Raw genomic sequence first — 17,644 nt, 5'->3', positions numbered from 1 at the left:
TTCACGGGAGGTCGTCAATGACCTCTCTGTACTCTTCTTCAGGAAATGCTTTGAGAGTCTCCGTCGTCACATTCCCTAAACTGCCGAGTCGAAGGAGCAGTTGTGCCGCTGTTTGATCGTCGGGAAGCTCAAGGACGGCCACCAAGTCGTGTCGTCCCATCGTGAGGTAAAATCCCCTAAGTTCGCCACCCTGTTCGTCGATGACCTCTTTAAACGAGTCGAGTCGTGCCGGACTCTGCTCAATGTTCTGGATTCCTTGCTGTGTATAGTTGAACAAGCAGATGTATGTTGCCATCGTTCCATCCCTTCCCCCTCAGTTGACTGAGGCACACGAGGTACGATTGGCAGATAGTTAATTATTGTTTTGAGGACACCGACAGTTCTTCTTGATTTACTATCATCTGGTGAACTTTCACTCAAACACACAACCAAGGTTGGCAGAGTGACTTGACTACTAATATGACTACATTAGCCTCGATTCGACTGCCGGTGGGCGAACTCTTTTGGCGTCTTCTGTGAATGGTAACACATGACAGAACAAGAATCCGAGTCCCTAAAACAGACACTGTTCGATACCATCGAGGCCGAACGTGATCGACTGAAGACGATCGCACGAGATATCTGGGAGAACCCCGAGGTGGCGCTACAAGAGTCCAAATCAAGCGAACGGCTCCAGTCTGTCCTACACGAGGAAGAATTCGAAATAACGACTGGTGTTGGCGGTATTGAAACCGCCTTTGTTGCCCGATACGGAGACGAAAGCCCCGTCGTCGGCACTATGGGCGAATTCGACGCTCTGCCAGGGATGAGCCAGCAAGCGAAAGCTGAACGCGAACCGGTGGAGGCTGGTGCACCTGGCCACGGATGTGGGCACAACCTTTTCGGCGTTGGCAGCCTCGCCGCAGCTATCGCCATCAAGCGTTCGATAGATCGCAATGACCTGTCTGGGTCGGTTGTCTTCTTCGGCACGCCAGCTGAGGAGGCCGGTGGCGGTAAGGTGTATATGGTTCGCGACGGCGCCTTCGATAATGTAGACGCGGTCGTCTCATGGCATCCCGGCTGGTATAACGCACCTGGAAAGGGGTCTTGTCTTGCTGTCGATGCGTTCGATTTCACTTTTCAAGGAGAGACTTCTCACGCCGCGGCCTCACCTGAATCTGGACGATCGGCGCTTGATGCGGTACAGCTTCTGAACATGGGCGTCGAATTCATGCGCGAACACATACCCGATGCCGCCCGCATCCACTACGTCATCCAAAATGGCGGCTCAGCAGCCAACGTCGTCCCGGGCGAGGCAAGTGTAGAGTACCTCGTGCGCGCCCCCGAGCGTGTGGAGGTTGAGCGCATCTCCGAATGGGTCTGCGACATCGCTGCGGCAGCCGCCCAGATGAGTCGAACTGACCTTGCCACGACGAAAACTTCCGGAATGTATGGTGTCTTGCCCAATCATATCCTCGCCGACGCAATCCGTAAAAATATGGAATATGCTGATTTTCCCCTCGACGACGAGCAGGCGAAATTCGCTGCAGAGCTCCGTGAAACCCTTGGTGATGTAGAGGATTCGCTTCAGTATATCCCTGAGTCTGAGCGCGAAGCCGCTCGTGAGGTAGCGATGTTCCCCCGGCCCATCAACGCGCCTGATGAGGGGCAGACTGGCTCCTATTCGACGGACTCAGGTGATGTCTCGTGGAATGTCCCGCTCGGCCGGTTCAGGGCTGCGACATGGCCTGTCGGGACGCCTGCTCACTCTTGGCAAGCCGTTGCGGCTGGAAGGGATTTGGGAACAGTAGGGATGGAGTTCGCTGCAAAAACAATCGCGGCAACACTCGCAGATCTGCTCGCAGATTCCCAACTCCGCCAGCAGGCACGCGCGGAATTCGAAGAACGATCAGCCACTCATGAATACGAGAGCCCGCTTCCCGAAGGGGCAGACCCGTACAAACTCGTGAACCGCTAACTTGGAGGTCTAATACTTCTTTGTGACAAACAGGATCGCAATTGCTGTTCAGATTGAGGTGACATTTGACTAATTCAAAATCCACAGTATAGCAGAAACAATTATTATGATTGATGATCTATTTTAGATTTGGGCAAAACCCATGCCCGTTCCACACTACCCATCCGACGAACCTGAGAAGGTGCCTACCCCCGATATCGATGGCATCATCCAGAGTATCCTTCATCCGAAGGATCGATCATCACCGCGATCGGTTTGAACTTGACGACGTTCGATCTACCTATTTTTTAGCAGTGGGATATTCGAGTATTCTCACAAACGCCCCTTAGTGGTAAGTGGTGGCTCGTCTGTGACGGATCTTTTCCGGCTGGACAATTCTGACTGAGACAGGTCAATTCTAGCACACCGACCACCATCGGTCACCAGATACGGCCTGGATAGTATCGTTACTTCGATGCTGATCTAATGTATTTCATCTATCATCTAACTCTATTTGTACTCAATATCCCTCAGACTATACTATACTACCGGTATGCAAAAATTAATCACTATCTAGTCTCCTTCTCCTGTTCATGGCAGAAATTGACAAACATGATCCGTTCTCTCGACGTACTTATTTAAAAACAATCGGGATCGGCGGTGTAGGTGTTGCACTCGCTGGATGTACTGACAGTAAATCTTCTAATGAGGACGGATCCGGCGGGAAAACCAAAAACAAAGACACGTTCGTTGTTGGGATGAGTAGTAAAGCCTCCACGTTGGACGTGCAAAAGGCTACTCGGCGTCCCGAATCGACGATTCTGTCCGCGATCCATGAAACACTTTTTAGACTCGATAAAAACAAGAAACCAGTGCCGCATCTGGCAAAAGAGTTTAGCAAAAACAAAGACGCGACAGAATTCACGTTCCAATTGGAAGACGGCGTTACATTCCATAACGGGGAGAAATTCACGGCAGACGTGGCGAAATGGAGTTACGAACGGTTTCTTGAAAATTCACCGAACTCATATCTTATTGGCCCAGTGGACTCGATTGAGGCACCGAAGAAAACCGAACTCACGATTAACTTCAAAGAGCCGTTTCCACTGCTTCCGAGAAACCTCACGAATTGGTCGACCGCTTTCACCTCAAAAAAAGCAGTGAATGAAGCCGGTGACAGTTATGGTCAGTCAACAGCGGTCGGAACTGGCCCATATGAATTCAATAAATGGGAGCGAGGGACGGCCGTCACGGTCTCTCAATTCGATGATTATAATTGGGGTCCCGATTTCGCGGAAAACACCGGCCCCGGGAAGGTAAACAAATTCCGGTTCGAACTATTGCCGGAATCTACGACACTACTCCAAGAACTCACGTCAGGAAAGGTAGATGGTTCGTCTTATGTCGCACTGAGTGACACGGGGAAAGTCGAAGATTCGTCAAACACCAACCTTGAGCGAAAGCGATACACTCGTCCCGGATTCCTCGCGCTCAATACACAGAAGGCACCGATGGACGACGTACGTATTCGGCGGGCAATCAATCATGCAGTAAAGAAAGAACCGGTCATTGAAGCTGCACTCGGCGGAGAGGGGTACCCGATCTGGAGCATCGTCCCACCGATTGCCGTCAATTCGCTAGAAGAATCCGAAGCGAAGAAAATGGGCGAACAGTACGACCCAAAGAAGGCACGCTCACTTCTCGAAGAAGCAGGCTGGACGAATTCGAAGGAGGGTGAAACGCGCACAAAAGATGGGAAAAAGCTCAAGCTCACCTTCTATGCGTTTACCATCCCTCGATATGCGAAAATCGGGAAGACAGTGGCACCAATGCTTGGACAAGTTGGTATCGATACCGATCTCAAAGTGCTCGAGGCCGGGACGCTGTACAACAATCTCGAAGCAGGAAAACACCACCTGACGACGATGGCATACGGTGGTAATTGGGCGGTCAACGCACTCGAACCAATTCTGAAAGGGGAGAACGCGGCAACAGAAGGCGGGACAAACTACTCTCTCTGGCAGAACAAGAAGTTCGATTCACTCCTCAACAAAGCGAAAGCCGACCCAGACAAAAATGCGCGAAAGAATGCGATCATGGAGGCACAAAAACTGGTAATCAAAGAGGCACCAGTCACGCCGATTTGTGCGTTCAATAAAATTTACGGGTATAAAAAATCCGTCACGGGGATGGATGCCTGGACGCAGCATGCATGGTGGCCAGACCAAGAGTGGTTAAACCGTCTTGAAATGGGATTCTAGCCGTGTTTCAGTATATCGTTCGACGATTACTGGTAATGATACCCGTTCTGTTGGGGGTGACGATAGTCATCTCGTCGATTATCTACCTTGCTCCAGGGAATCCTGCCCAAATTGCGCTTGGTCAAAACGCCAGGCCGGAAGCGGTTCATCAACTCGAACAAGATATGGGGTTGAACAATCCTCCCCATATTCGGTATGTCGATTGGTTGTCTGGAGCGGTGACCGGAGACCTCGGAACGTCGGTTCGCTCGGGCCGCCCAGTGACCACGCTCATCGCAGAGCGTCTCCCAGCAACACTGGAGTTAGCGTTGAGTTCGATGCTTCTCACGCTTATCATCGCCCTTCCACTTGGGGTTCTTAGTGCGGTACAACAGTACTCCTGGGTGGATACTCTGTCCATGCTGTTCGCGATATTTTGGATATCGATGCCGTCGTTTTGGTTGGCATTGATACTGATCCTCGTTTTCTCGGTTCATTTCGGGATGTTCCCGATTTCCGGCCGCGAAGGCGCTGTGCTTTCAGTCACATGGATCTCATCGCTTATCTTGCCCGCCGTTGCCACCGGAACGCGCCGCGCTGGACTCCTTACTCGCATGACACGGTCGTCCATGCTTGAGATATTGAACGAAGATTACATCCGGACAGCTCGAGGCAAGGGTATCGGAGAGCGAGCAGTCATCTACACCCATGCGATGAAAAACGCGATGATTCCGATCATCACCCTCATCGGACTCCAAATCCCGCTTATTTTTTCGGGTGCTGTGATCATCGAAACGGTATTTGCATGGCCAGGGATGGGACGACTACTGGTCAACGCTGTGTTAAACCGGGACTATCCCGTCGTCCAAGGAACCGTTCTCGTGTACGCGATTATTGTCATCATTGCAAACTTGTTTGTTGACCTTGCGTACACGTACTTCGATCCACGAATCCAATATGAGTGACACAACACCAAACACGACCGACAAATCAGCTCGGCAACGCCAGCCAGACGACCAACGGTTTGACACCGGCCGATATGCACGATGGACAACCGTGTTTCGACGAACCATTCGGAACCGATTTGCACTATTTGGGTTAGTCGTCGTGGTCGCCCTAGTCGTGGTTGCCATCGCTGCACCCATTATCGCTCCCTATGACCCTGCTGAACCGGATTATACCGCACTAAAACAACCCCCGAGTGTCGACCACCCCTTTGGAACCGATACATACGGACGTGATGTGTTCTCTCGTGTCGTCTTCGGCTCACGCTATGCGGTTTTCCTTGGAGTCGTTATCGTGGGTATCGAAATGCTGATTGGAGTTACCCTTGGACTCGTTGCAGGCTACTACGGTGGTCTTACCGAGAGCGCGATCATGCGGCTCGTCGATATCAGCCTATCAATCCCCGCGATTGTTCTTGCACTCGCCATTGCCGGCATGCTTGGCGGTGGTCTCTTTCCGCTTATTATCGCAGTCAGCCTCGTCGGTTGGCGTGGGTTCGCTCGCCTCGTTCGTGGCGACGTCAAGAGCGTCATGGAAGAGGAGTACATCGGGTCTGCACGCGCCGCGGGAGTGAGCGATCTGCGGATTATCGCGCGGTACGTCCTTCCGAATACGGCATCGAGTATCATCGTCTACACCACGCTAACGGTTCCAACGGTCATCCTCTGGAGCGCTGGACTGTCATTCCTCGGAATGGGCGTCCAACCGCCGAAACCAGAGTGGGGTGCTATTTTAGCCGCTGGACGTGGCGATATCGATTCAGCGTGGTGGATAGCGACGTTCCCCGGCCTCGCCATCATGCTCACCGTTATTGGGTTCAATGGACTGGGAGACGGATTGCGTGACGCACTCGACCCACGGCAGGTGCGATAAGATGAATGAGTATTTGCTCGAAATCGAGGACTTGCATGTACACTTTCACACCGAAGAAGGAACCGTCCAAGCGTTAGATGGCGTTTCATTAGAAGTCGGCTACGATGAGGTTCTGGGGATTATCGGAGAAAGTGGCTGTGGCAAGAGCGTGACGATACTGTCGGTGATGCGGCTGCTACAATCACCACCGGCTGAAATCGTGAGTGGATCGATTCGGTACGAAGGTCAAGAGCTATTGAACCTTTCCGAGCGAGAAATGAACGAGATCCGGGGTGATGATGTGACGATGGTATATCAAGACCCGATGTCGTCACTTAATCCAGTACTCACGATTGGTCGCCAATTGACCGAACCGCTGCGGGCACATACAGATTGTTCGAAAGCAGCAGCACGTCAAAAGGCGATTCATATGCTCGAAAAGTGTGGTCTCGCCGATGCCGAGCGACTCATGGGCCAATATCCGAATGCTCTTAGCGGCGGAATGCGCCAGCGTGTCGTTATTGCGATGGCGCTCGTCACAGAGCCAAAATTACTGATTGCAGACGAGCCAACAACGGCACTGGACGTGACGATCCAGGCTCAAATCCTCGATTTACTCCGTGATCTACAGAAGCAATATGAGATGAGTATTATTTTCATCAGTCACGATCTTGCGGTCATTAGTGAAATCGCTGACCGAGTTGGTGTCATGTACGCTGGAAACGTGGTCGAGACGTGTTCGATGCGAGAGCTGTTTGACACGCCACTTCATCCATACACTCGCCGACTCACCAAGAGTATCCCTCGATTAGATACCGCTGTCGACCGATTACCGACGATCGATGGCGTCGTTCCAGAACTCATCGATCCACCCGAAGGGTGCCGGTTTGCATCGCGTTGTCCAGAGTATATTGGCGATGTGTGTGATGCTAATAATCCACCACTCAACCCGCCTGAAGAGTATGTCGATCATTCGGTAGCATGCCATCTGTACGATGAGCAAACCGAGGCAGAGCCGCCATGGATGAACTCACCCACCAAGTAACAATGAGTCAATCACAACAATTCCGTGAGAGCGTATCGACCGAGAAACTTCTCGTTGCAGAAGCTGTGAAAAAACATTTCCCGGTTCGGAGCGGCTTACTTCGCCGACAAACGGGGGCTGTAAAGGCGGTCGATGGTGTGAGCTTCGCACTCGAACGTGGTGAGACGCTTGGACTCGTTGGTGAATCTGGCTGTGGGAAATCGACACTCGGGAAAACGTTAGTTCGATTACTCGACCCAACGGATGGGCGGATCTACTTCGACGGAACGGACATCTCCTCAGTCTCGCAGCGCCAAATGCGTGACCTTCGACGAGATATTCAAATCATCTTCCAAGATCCTGGCTCAAGCCTGAATCCTCGAATGACGGTGGCAGATTTGATTACTGAGCCAATGGAGGCACTCACTGATTGGAGCCGTAAGAAACGAGAAGAACGGTTGTACGAACTCATCGATGAAGTTGGATTGCAGGATCACCATGTCGGCCGTGCTCCTCATGAGTTTTCCGGAGGGCAACGCCAGCGTGTTGCTATTGCCCGTGCACTTAGTGTGAATCCCACCTTGGTCGTAGCCGATGAACCGACATCAGCACTCGATGTGAGTGTGCAAGCGAAAATTTTGAATTTGATGGACGATTTGCAGGACACGTATGATCTCACCTATTTGTTTATCAGTCATGATTTGAGTGTCGTTCGCCACATCTGTGACCGGATCGCTGTGATGTATTTGGGTGAGTTGGCCGAAGTCGCTCCCGTTGATAGTCTCTTTACCGAGCCAAAACACCCCTATACGAAAGCACTACTCTCTGGTGTTCCACGGCCATCACCTGAACCGATGACGGATCGAACCGTTCTCACAGGCGATGTCCCAAGCCCTGAAAATCCCCCGAGTGGATGCCGATTCCATACTCGTTGCCCAGCTTATATTGGAGAAATCTGTGAGCAAACGAACCCGGACATGCGTGATATCGAACTGGGGCACACCTGTGCGTGTCACCACTACGAGTGATAGATGTCCCGTTTGCTGATTGCCGTACGCTTATACCTTTTTCTTGCTATCTATTACCATGGCATTAACCCACGTACCGACTGAGGAATTCGAATCTCGAGTTGAAACCGTACGAAACGAAATCGCAAACGAAGAGTACGATGCGCTCTGTCTCTTTTCTGCAACGAGTATCGAATGGCTGACTGGGTTTCATCACCTCCAGACAGAACGTCCAGTTTGTCTTGCGGTAACATCCGATCATGTCGACGTCACTGTCCCTCGATTGGAAGCCGATCGAGCGATGAGTGAGGAATTCCCTGTTATTGAGGGCGTTCACGTGTATTATGACTATCCAGGTGACGGTGACGGAGAGTATTACGAGCATCAGAGTCGAACGCCAGAACAGACGATCATGTCGATGTTAGGAAATTTAGACGTCCAATCGATCGCAGCGGATTCAAACGGCGCGCCTGGCTATTGGGGATACGCAGGACCAACATTGGATACCTTTGCCGACATCACCGTTGAGACCGTTGACTGGATTACTGAGTTCCGAAAAATGAAATCCAGTGTTGAGTTTGAACTGATGCGACGGTCATCTGAATGGGGTAATCTCGCACACCAATATCTCGAAGACTACGCAGAACCAGGCAAGCACGAGCTATGGGTTGCGAAACGAGCGAGTCTCGATGCATCGATGGCTATGCTCGATACGCTTGGTTCCCGCTACGATTCGCATCTTCGAGGCGGATACCCAGCCAGTTGTGGCTTCCTCTCTGGTTCTAATACTTCACTCCCACACGGACTAACCGAAAACCGCCGTCTTCAGGAAGGAGATGTCCTTGTTACAGGCGCAAGCGCCAACGTAGGAGGGTACAAAAGCGAACTCGAACGGACAATGTTTATGGGAGAACCAACAGATGAGCAGCGAGATTACTTTGAGATGATGCTCGAAGCGCAAACGATCGGAATCGAGGAAAGCGGCCCTGGTGTCGCCTGTTCTCACGTTGACCAAGCCGTGCATGACTATCTGAAAGAACAGGGGGTACTCCAGTTCACCCAGCACCATACGGGTCACAATCTCGGTCTGGAAGGACACGAACGAGAGTTCATCGACCGTGGAAGCGATGAGATAATGCAACCCGGCCATGCATACTCGATCGAACCTGGAATCTATATCCCGGATAGTGCTGGCTATCGACACTCCGATACCATCCTGATTACCGAAGATGGTGTCGAACAGATCACCTACTACCCAAGAGATCTCGAAAGCAATATTATTCGATGGTAAGCATGGTCTCTCGGTACGAGTCACTGCAAATGGCGTTCGAGAAAGAGCTTTTCTATACTTGATCACCGTATCCTGATATCGATCCTTTCGAAGATTGAGTCACGACGAAATTCAGGAACCTGTCCAACGGATTCTTGATGGCGAAGCCAAGAAATCCCGTTTGCAGGTCTATCGGCGTGGCGACGACTGGTTCTGCTCGTTCACCGTCGAATACGACACTGTTCCCGAAGGGGAAACGCCGATAGGCGTTGACATCGGCGAGAGACATATTCTCGCCGTTCACGCCCTTGGGACGGACGAATCAATGCTGGTTTCGGGGAAAGAGGCACGATACGTGAGACGGAAATATCGTTCTCTTCGTGATTCGCTTACAGAAGCGGTAGCACTTCGTGCTCGCAACCACGTTGGTAACAAAGAACACCGCCGTATCTGCGACCTCAATCATACCCTCTCACGTCGGCTCATCGACTTTGCCGACCAATTCGAGAATCCAATGATTCGAATTGAAACGCTCGAAGGTATCCGCGACCGTACCGAGTGGTCGGGTATCCATTCGTGGCACTTCCACCAACTACAGACGTTCATCACCTACAAGGCTGAACAGGCAGGTATCCGTGTGGAAACTGTTGACCCGGCCTACACCAGTCAAAACTGTTCTTCGTGTGGTGAACGTGGCTCACGGAACCATGACCATTTCAGATGTTCGTCGTGTGGCTATGAACGCCATGCTGATTTGAACGCGGCGGCGAACATCGGCAAACGAGAGGGGGAACCATGCACGGCGTAACAGTTTGGCTGACGCGAACCGTGCTTCCTTGTTGGTTGAACAGCCAGCCGTCTTTGACGCCCATAGTTGATGGGGAGGAAGGCCGCTTTGACACGGCTCCACGCGCTGTAACGCACACCGTCGGTTATAATTCGGTGGCTACCGCTGACGTTCCACGCGAAAGCGTCCTTGAGAACCCGATGATCGTCCCAATCCCGATCGCGATACCTGCTTGAACAAGATTCAAATTCCCGTGGGGATAGACGGCGAAAAACGCGACAGCAAATGCTTGGACGATAATCAGCGATGACCACCAGACGGGAATATAATGAGAGAGGCCCATCGTCCGTTCTTCCCGCGGAATCGGACTCAACCCCTCGAGCTTCGTCGTATTGCTGATTTTGTTTTGTGAGTCTTTGGTCATGGATTTTCTACCTGATCTTGAGATACCTTACTCCATGTCATCACATACACTTATTTAAACATTTGGGGGTAAATAGGACGTTGTAAAGTATACTGAGCAAATGTTGGTATAATTGGCTCAATTACTGGGAAAAGACTTAATAGTGTTTACATCGCCATCGTTGATATGCTCATCGAGATAAATCGGAAACGATTTGTGGATACGATGAAAAAACAAGCCGAAATAGGTGCTACCAAAAACGGTGGACTGCACCGTTTGGCCCTTTCGGACGACGACCGAAAAATTCGAGACTGGTTTTACGAGCAAATGGACGATGAGGGACTAGACATCCGCATCGATGAGTTTGGAAACATGTTCGGTCGAAGGGAGGGTCGTAACCCCGAACAGGGAACGATTCTGCTCGGTTCACACCTCGACTCACAACCATACGGGGGAATATACGATGGTGCGCTTGGCGTCATTGCTGCACTCGAGTTCATTCGCACCCTCAACGACGAGGAAATAGAGACCGAACATCCAGTCGAGATCGTCAACTGGACGAACGAGGAAGGGTCACGATATCAACCTGCGATGCAAGGAAGTGGCGTGTGGGCCAGTAATCATGATCTCGAGGAGGAGTACGACAAAACGGACGAGGATGGAAATCGCTTCGAAGACGAATTGGAGCGAATCGGATACAAGGGAGATGTACCTGCAACTCCGACGGAAGACTACGACGGCTACTTCGAACTCCACATCGAACAGGGGCCGTATCTAGAAGAAAACGACGTAGACGTGGGAATCGTTACGGGAATCGTCGGATTTACCTGGGGTGCGATTACCTATTACGGTGAAGCCGATCACACCGGTCCTACGCCCATGCATTATCGCAGCGATGCACTCATCGGGGCGGCAGACGTAATCACACAAATTCGGCGAATAGCGAACTCGCTCGGGGAGCGAACCGTCGGTTCGACCGGTTTCATGGACGTTCAACCGAACTCAATCAACATCATCCCCGGTGAGGTAACGTTCACCTGGGGCTTTCGTGATCCAAGTGATGAGATCGTCGAAGACGCCTTCGACCGCGTTCTCGCTGAGGCGGAGATGGCAGCGGAACGGGAAGGACTCGATTGGGAGTGGGAAGAACGAATGCGTGCACCGTCCGTTGACTTTGCCGAGAGGAATATCGCGGCGGTCGAAAGCGCCACGGAGAACTTAGGATACGACGCGATGCGGATTTTCAGCGGAGCCGGTCACGATGCCACACACGTCGCCGATGTCATGGATACGTCGATGGTGTTTGCCGTCAGTGAGAATGGAAAAAGCCACTCCGAGGAGGAGTATACGAGCTGGGACGACTGTTACATGGCAGCAAACACGTTCGCGAACGCCGCACTCGAACTCGCAATGGAGGACTAATCATGGGAGATCCACAATTCGATCGCGTCGGCATCTGGAACTGGGAACGCAAAGATATCACCGATGAAGTACGATATGCTCAGTATGCAGAATCCAAAGGACTGGACTCCGTTTGGCAGGGTGAGTCGCGTCTCGTTCGAGATGCGATGACTGTCATGGGGGCATACACGCAGGTCACCGACGAGATCGATATCGCACCCGGTGTGACGAATTGCTATACGCGGAACGTGGCATTAATGGCCCAGACGTTTTCCACACTCGATGAGCTTTCCGGGGGGCGGATGAAGCTCGGCATCGGTGCTTGGTGGGATCCCCTCGCGACGAAGGTCGGCATCGACCGTCAGAAGCCGCTACGAAGGATGTGGGAATACTGTACTGTTGTCCGGAAATTGTTCGACCTCGATAACGTGACCTACGAGGGTCAAACGCTCGACGTTGAAGATATCGAACTTGATCTCGTCCGTTCGGACGCTTCACCACGAGATGTCCCGATATACATCGGTGCAACGGGTCCGACAATGCACAAGCTCACTGGCGAACTCGTGGGTAACGGAATCGCGGGCGGTGTGTTTATGAATTATCTCATTCCACCCGAACACAACGAACTCGGCATGCAGAAGCTCAAAGAGGGAGTCGAAAAACAGGGTGGATCAATCGAAGATGTCGATCGACCACAGCTGATCGCCGTCTCGATGGACAAGGATCGCCAACAAGCGATCGACCAAGCCCGTGGACTAGTAACACAATACATCGGACAACAGCCTCACATTAAGAAGGGATCGGGAATCGACCCCGACCTTGGTGAACAGGTCGAGGCGGAATTGGGAAGTTGGCCCGCGACGGCCGAGGACATCGAACGTGCAAGCGCCCTCGTGGATGACGAGATAGTGACGAACGTCGTGGCTGCAGGAACCCCAGAGGACGTCGTCAGTCGTGTACAGGATTATTGTGATACAGGGTGTACGGAGCCTGTTCTCTACTCGCTGGGCGATAACGTAGAGGAAGTTATCAACGTCTTCGCCGAGTTCAATTCCGAATAGCGACTGCAGCGATTTTCGGGTGCTTAGTTTGTATCCCAGTCGGGAACCTCACGCTCGATGAATTTCCCATATCCTGGTTCTCCGACAACTTCCCCATCTTCTGCGACAACTTCACCGCGGACGAGGGTCTTCTTCACACGACCAGTGACCGTTCGTCCTTCGTAAATCGAGAACTCCGCTTTGCTTACGTTGTCTTCGGCAGTGATGGTATACGTTTCATCCGGATCCATGAGAACGATATCCGCGTCCGTCCCCGTTTCCAACGTTCCCTTTTGGGAGAGTCCAAACGTGTCGGCGGGGTTCGTGGCCATCACGTGTACCACAAACGACGGTGTGAATTCCCTGCGATTCACCGCTTCATCGTAGAACACCGGCAAACTGACTTGGAGGGCGTTCGCTCCAAACGCACTGTCCCACCAGTTTTCGACTTGTTTTTGATCGAGTCGATATCCACAGTGGTCGGTCGAGACAACGCTCAGACAGCCGTTGTGAAGGTGTTCGAACATCGCCTCGATGTCATCTGGTTTTCGAATCGGCGGTGCAATCATCGGTAGATTACCCATCTCTTCGAAGATTGAATCGTCGAGTGTACAGTAATGGGTGCAGGTTTCGGCACGAATCATACTGCCGTCGTCTTGGAAGTACTCGAGAATATCGGCTGCTTTCCGGCACGTGGTGTGTATTCCATAATACTTCATTCCCGCTTCGAGAGCCATCCGAACGGCATCTTCTGCAGCCATGGCTTCCGCATAATCCGGCCGTGATTTCGGATACCACTCGGGGTCTCCTTTGCCTTCCTCTTTGAATTGCTCGGTCAGTGAATCACAAATTGACGGATCCTCCGTGTGAAACACACCGACGGCATCCTCTTCGGCGATGTGCTGTATGGCTCTATTCATGAATCCGTTCGAAAGGCCGTGCTCATATGCGGTGAACATCTTGAACGACGTCACACCAGCATCGATTACGTCGGGGATTTCATCGAAAACAGCAGGATCCTCTCGTGTGATTGCGCCGTGAAGGCTGTAATCGACCAATGCATTTTCGCCTTTCTCTTGCTTTCGCCTGACACCTTCCAATAGCGTCCCATCTTCGTCCCAAATACTCAGCTCACCGTCCCATGCCTGCCATGCAAAGTCGATATAGGACGTCGTCCCACCGACAGCAGCAGCACCGGTCGCGGATTCGTAGCTGTCGATGGAAAACATATCGTCGATGTGAACATGTGGGTCGATCACGCCGGGCATCACGAGCAAGCCGGATGCATCGATCGTTTCGGATGCATCCGGTAACGTTTCGGCCGTTCCGATACCCACGATTTTCCCATCGTCGATCGCGATACTAGCGTCGGTTTCCCCTGTAGCAGTCACCACGGTTCCACCGCTAATGATGGTTTCAACTACCATGATAGGAAATAACACTCATTACTAAAAAGTATTATGTTTAAAACAGTATAAATAAATTATATTTTCGCACATTGTAAACTAAATGAGGTAGATAATTGCCTGAATGTCAGAGACGCCATCGATTTCTACACCACAAAAAATTCTGATGGTGCCTATCAACCACTGAAGTGGGACTCACTCCTCCATCGCATTGTCCGATACCTCGAGGGCGCTGTCGAGTGCACCGATCGCATCATCGATCTCAGCGTCCGTAATCGTGAGCGGTGGGGCAATGATGAGAGTGTTGATCATGTTCGCGACGTAGACACCGTTTTCGTAGGCTTTGCTTGCCACCTCATCTACTACCGTACTTCCCATACTGACCTTGTCCTCGCGAGTTCCGAACGGGACGCGCTTATCCGGGTTCTTCGTCAGTTCGATTCCACGGAAGAGCCCAACACCTCGTGTGTCGCCCACACTGGGATGATCTTTTGCGAGGTCATCGAGACGAGTACCCAGATACTCTCCTGCCTCTCGAGCCTGATCGACGAGGTTTTCCGATTGGTAGGTTTCGACGGCCGCAAGTCCTGCAGCTACTGCGGCTGGATGACCGGAATAGGTGTGCCCGTGGCAAAACATGTTGTCTTCGAAATACTCGGCGATTTTACTGTTGACGATAGTGGCACCGAGTGGTTGATACGCCCCGGTCAGCCCCTTCGCCATCGTCATAATGTCGGGTTCGACGTCGAAAACGTCACAGCCAAACCACTCGCCGGTTCGCCCAAATCCAGACATCACTTCATCACAAATCAAGAGAGCGCCATGCTCGTGTGCGATTTCCTTGAGTCTGGGGAGATACTCATCAGGTGGCACGAGAATACCGTTCGAACCAACGATCGGTTCGACGAGTACTGCTGCGACTGTGTCACCCTCTAATTTCAGCATCTCTTCGATATATTCGAGACTCTGCATCGGATCCAATGTCGACCCGTAGGCGTACGGATCGGGAGCTTTGATCGTCCCCGGTATCCCGGGCTCTGCTGCAAGCCGACGGGGATCTCCTGTAACGCTAATGGATCCATAGGTTGCTCCGTGATAGGATCGGTATCGAGAGATGATTTTTTGTTTTCCGGTATAAAATCTCGCCATTTTAATTGCGGCTTCGACAGCCTCCGTACCGCTTGTCGAGAAAAACGTCTTTGAAAGGTCACCGGGTGTCACCTCTGCCAATTTCTTCCCGAGTTTTGCACGTGCCTCCGTGGTGAATCCTGGTGCGACATAGGCCGTTTCGTTGATCTGCTTGGTAACAGCGTCCGTAACTCGTTCGGCAGAATGACCGAGATTTGAACACATGAGCTGTCCTGAGAAGTCGATGTATTCGTCTCCGTTAGCATCAGTGAAGGTGACACCGTCGGTGTGTACTACCTGTGTTGGGCTCACTTCACTTTGAAACGACCATGTGCCAAAGACGTACTCTTTGTCGATCCGTTCGATTTCGTTTTGTGAGGTATCGGGTTCACTTTCTTGACCGGACATAGTTGTATTCACTCTACTCTGCAGGCGTTGATTAATCTTTGGTGAATTCACGCTATAGTAGGATAATGTTCTTTCGAGTACCTTGATTCAGAACAACGTCCGCATATTTATCTACACGCTGGATTTAGTGAGAAAGCGTTATGAGGCGGGGAGACAAATGCGCACATGACTCATGACGATGGAAGTTCCGATCGACATCGATTCCGTACAGAATTACATCGATGGAGAATGGCAAGCCCCGAGCGGTACCGACGGTCAAGATATAGTAAATCCTGCGACGGAAGAGACGATAGCGCACACGAACTTCAGTGCTACTTCCGATGTCGACGAGGCAGTGCAGGCGGGATATGAAGCGTTCGAGGAGTGGCGGGAGGTTCCGGTCGAAGAGCGTATCCAACCCCTGTTTCGATTGAAGCAATTGCTCGAAGATCATCAAGACGAAATCGCGGAGCTGCTAGTCACAGAGCACGGAAAAACGTTTCAGGAAGCGAAAGGAGAGCTTCGCCGAGGTATCGAAAACGTGGAGGTCGCCTGCGGAATTCCGTCGCTCATGCAAGCGGGTCACCTTCCAAACGCTGCCCCTGAGATCGACGAAACCGCCGTCCGGAAACCACTCGGGGTGTTTACTGCAATCACACCGTTCAATTTCCCGGGAATGATTCCGCTCTGGTTCCTTCCCTACGCGGTCGCCACCGGTAACGCGTTTATTCTCAAACCCAGCGAGCGCGACCCGCTGACCGCCCAGTACTTGTTCGCACTCGTCGAAAAAGCTGGATTCCCTGACGGGATTTTACAACTTGTGAACGGGGGCAAGGAGACAGTCAATACGCTGGTGAAACACGACGATATTGAAGGGGTATCTTTCGTCGGAAGTACTCCGGTAGCGAAGCACGTCTATGAAACGGCTGCCGCTAATGGAAAACGGGTTCAAGCGCAGGGTGGTGCCAAAAACCACATCGTTGTCGCCGAATCGGCAAATCTCGATTTCGCTGCCGAGCAGACCATCGGATCCGCTTTCGCGAACACCGGCCAACGGTGTCTTGCCAACCCTGTCGCTGTAGTCGTTGACGAGGTATACGACGACTTCGCGGATCGAGTGGTCGAAAACGCAGCGAACATGACTGTCGCAGACGGGTTAGCTGACGACTCTGAAATGGGGCCACTCATTACGCCGGAACAGCAAGAGCGGGTCGAGGGATACATTCGAGAAGGCATTGAGGACGGCGCAGATCTCCTCTTGGATGGCCGAGAACTCGAAACACCCGATACCGGGAATTTCCTTCGACCGACGATCTTTGGCGATGTCGATCCGGAGATGAGCATTGCCCGTGAGGAGATCTTTGGACCGGTCCTCGCGCTTATCCGCGCTGACGATTTCGAGGATGCCCTCGGTATCGTGAATCGAAGTCGGTTCGGTAATGCTGCTAGTCTCTTTACCGACCGAGGAAGTGATGCCCGAAAATTCCGCCATACGGTCGACGCTGGCAACCTCGGTGTGAACACCGGGACGGCCGCTCCGATGGCATTCTTCCACTTTGGCGGCTGGAAGGATTCCTTCTTCGGTGACCTCCATGCCCAAGGTGAAGATATGATTCATTTCTACACCGATAAAGCGATCTACATCGAGCGATGGCCTGACGCATAGCACCGCGTTCTTCGCTGTCCTCCTTCCATTCTCAGAAAAATCCCATCGACCGGAACGACACTTCAGTTGAAAACCGCTACGATAGATTCATC

14 protein-coding genes and 1 pseudogene are annotated in these 17,644 nt (G+C 52.0%); 11 read left to right on the top strand and 4 right to left on the bottom strand.

Annotation, left to right across the window (positions count from 1 at the left end):
• Position 1 precedes the first annotated feature (1 nt).
• Positions 2 to 295, bottom strand: coding sequence for a GYD domain-containing protein (locus tag ACN2TU_RS20395; RefSeq protein WP_435157970.1), 294 nt, complete (start codon positions 293 to 295; stop codon positions 2 to 4).
• Between the two features lie 234 nt (positions 296 to 529).
• Between ACN2TU_RS20395 and ACN2TU_RS20390 the strand changes: the two genes are divergently transcribed.
• From ACN2TU_RS20390 to ACN2TU_RS20355, 8 genes and pseudogenes are all read left to right on the top strand, one after another.
• Positions 530 to 1,957 (top strand): amidohydrolase, encoded by a 1,428-nt coding sequence (locus ACN2TU_RS20390; protein ID WP_435157968.1) that lies wholly within the window; start codon positions 530 to 532, stop codon positions 1,955 to 1,957.
• A gap of 572 nt (positions 1,958 to 2,529) precedes the next feature.
• On the top strand, positions 2,530 to 4,197 hold the full coding sequence (locus ACN2TU_RS20385) for an ABC transporter substrate-binding protein (protein ID WP_435157967.1): 1,668 nt from the start codon (positions 2,530 to 2,532) through the stop codon (positions 4,195 to 4,197).
• Between the two features lie 2 nt (positions 4,198 to 4,199).
• Positions 4,200 to 5,141 carry an ABC transporter permease gene (locus ACN2TU_RS20380; protein WP_435157965.1) on the top strand — a complete coding sequence of 314 codons (942 nt, stop codon included), beginning with the start codon at positions 4,200 to 4,202 and terminating at the stop codon, positions 5,139 to 5,141.
• Complete coding sequence (locus ACN2TU_RS20375) at positions 5,134 to 6,054, top strand: ABC transporter permease (protein WP_435157964.1); 921 nt, start codon at positions 5,134 to 5,136, stop codon at positions 6,052 to 6,054. The genes ACN2TU_RS20380 and ACN2TU_RS20375 overlap by 8 nt, the downstream gene beginning before the upstream one ends.
• A 13-nt stretch (positions 6,055 to 6,067) precedes the next feature.
• Positions 6,068 to 7,078 (top strand): ABC transporter ATP-binding protein, encoded by a 1,011-nt coding sequence (locus ACN2TU_RS20370; RefSeq protein ID WP_435157962.1) that lies wholly within the window; start codon positions 6,068 to 6,070, stop codon positions 7,076 to 7,078.
• Entirely contained in the window at positions 7,054 to 8,085 is a 1,032-nt protein-coding gene (locus tag ACN2TU_RS20365) for an ABC transporter ATP-binding protein (protein WP_435157960.1), read from the top strand. Before ACN2TU_RS20370 ends, ACN2TU_RS20365 begins: the two co-directional genes overlap by 25 nt.
• A gap of 58 nt (positions 8,086 to 8,143) precedes the next feature.
• Positions 8,144 to 9,355: a M24 family metallopeptidase gene (locus ACN2TU_RS20360; RefSeq protein WP_435157958.1), complete on the top strand. Its 1,212-nt coding sequence runs from the start codon at positions 8,144 to 8,146 to the stop codon at positions 9,353 to 9,355.
• A 100-nt stretch (positions 9,356 to 9,455) separates the two neighbouring features.
• Positions 9,456 to 10,142: pseudogene (locus ACN2TU_RS20355) on the top strand (RNA-guided endonuclease InsQ/TnpB family protein); the annotation flags it as partial.
• Positions 10,143 to 10,266: 124 nt separating this feature from the next.
• Here the strand turns inward: ACN2TU_RS20355 and ACN2TU_RS20350 are convergent.
• The gene (locus ACN2TU_RS20350) at positions 10,267 to 10,545 is read right to left on the bottom strand and encodes a cytosine permease (RefSeq protein WP_435157956.1); all 279 of its coding nucleotides are present in this window, start codon (positions 10,543 to 10,545) and stop codon (positions 10,267 to 10,269) included.
• Between the two features lie 165 nt (positions 10,546 to 10,710).
• Between ACN2TU_RS20350 and ACN2TU_RS20345 the strand changes: the two genes are divergently transcribed.
• Positions 10,711 to 11,946: a Zn-dependent hydrolase gene (locus tag ACN2TU_RS20345; RefSeq protein WP_435157955.1), complete on the top strand. Its 1,236-nt coding sequence runs from the start codon at positions 10,711 to 10,713 to the stop codon at positions 11,944 to 11,946.
• 2 nt (positions 11,947 to 11,948) lie between these two features.
• A complete protein-coding gene (locus tag ACN2TU_RS20340) occupies positions 11,949 to 12,986 on the top strand; it encodes an LLM class flavin-dependent oxidoreductase (RefSeq protein WP_435157954.1) in 1,038 nt (345 codons plus the stop codon).
• A 23-nt stretch (positions 12,987 to 13,009) separates the two neighbouring features.
• Here the strand turns inward: ACN2TU_RS20340 and ACN2TU_RS20335 are convergent, their stop codons facing one another.
• A complete protein-coding gene (locus ACN2TU_RS20335; protein WP_435157953.1) occupies positions 13,010 to 14,392 on the bottom strand; it encodes a dihydroorotase in 1,383 nt (460 codons plus the stop codon).
• Positions 14,393 to 14,566: 174 nt separating this feature from the next.
• Positions 14,567 to 15,907, bottom strand: coding sequence for an aminotransferase family protein (locus ACN2TU_RS20330; RefSeq protein WP_435157951.1), 1,341 nt, complete (start codon positions 15,905 to 15,907; stop codon positions 14,567 to 14,569).
• 172 nt (positions 15,908 to 16,079) lie between these two features.
• Between ACN2TU_RS20330 and ACN2TU_RS20325 the strand changes: the two genes are divergently transcribed.
• Positions 16,080 to 17,552: a CoA-acylating methylmalonate-semialdehyde dehydrogenase gene (locus ACN2TU_RS20325; protein ID WP_435157950.1), complete on the top strand. Its 1,473-nt coding sequence runs from the start codon at positions 16,080 to 16,082 to the stop codon at positions 17,550 to 17,552.
• Positions 17,553 to 17,644 lie beyond the last annotated feature (92 nt).

It is taken from the genome of Haladaptatus marinus (assembly GCF_051194195.1).
Note: the sequence above shows the minus strand (reverse complement) of the source record. Positions and strands in the feature narration are given on the sequence as shown.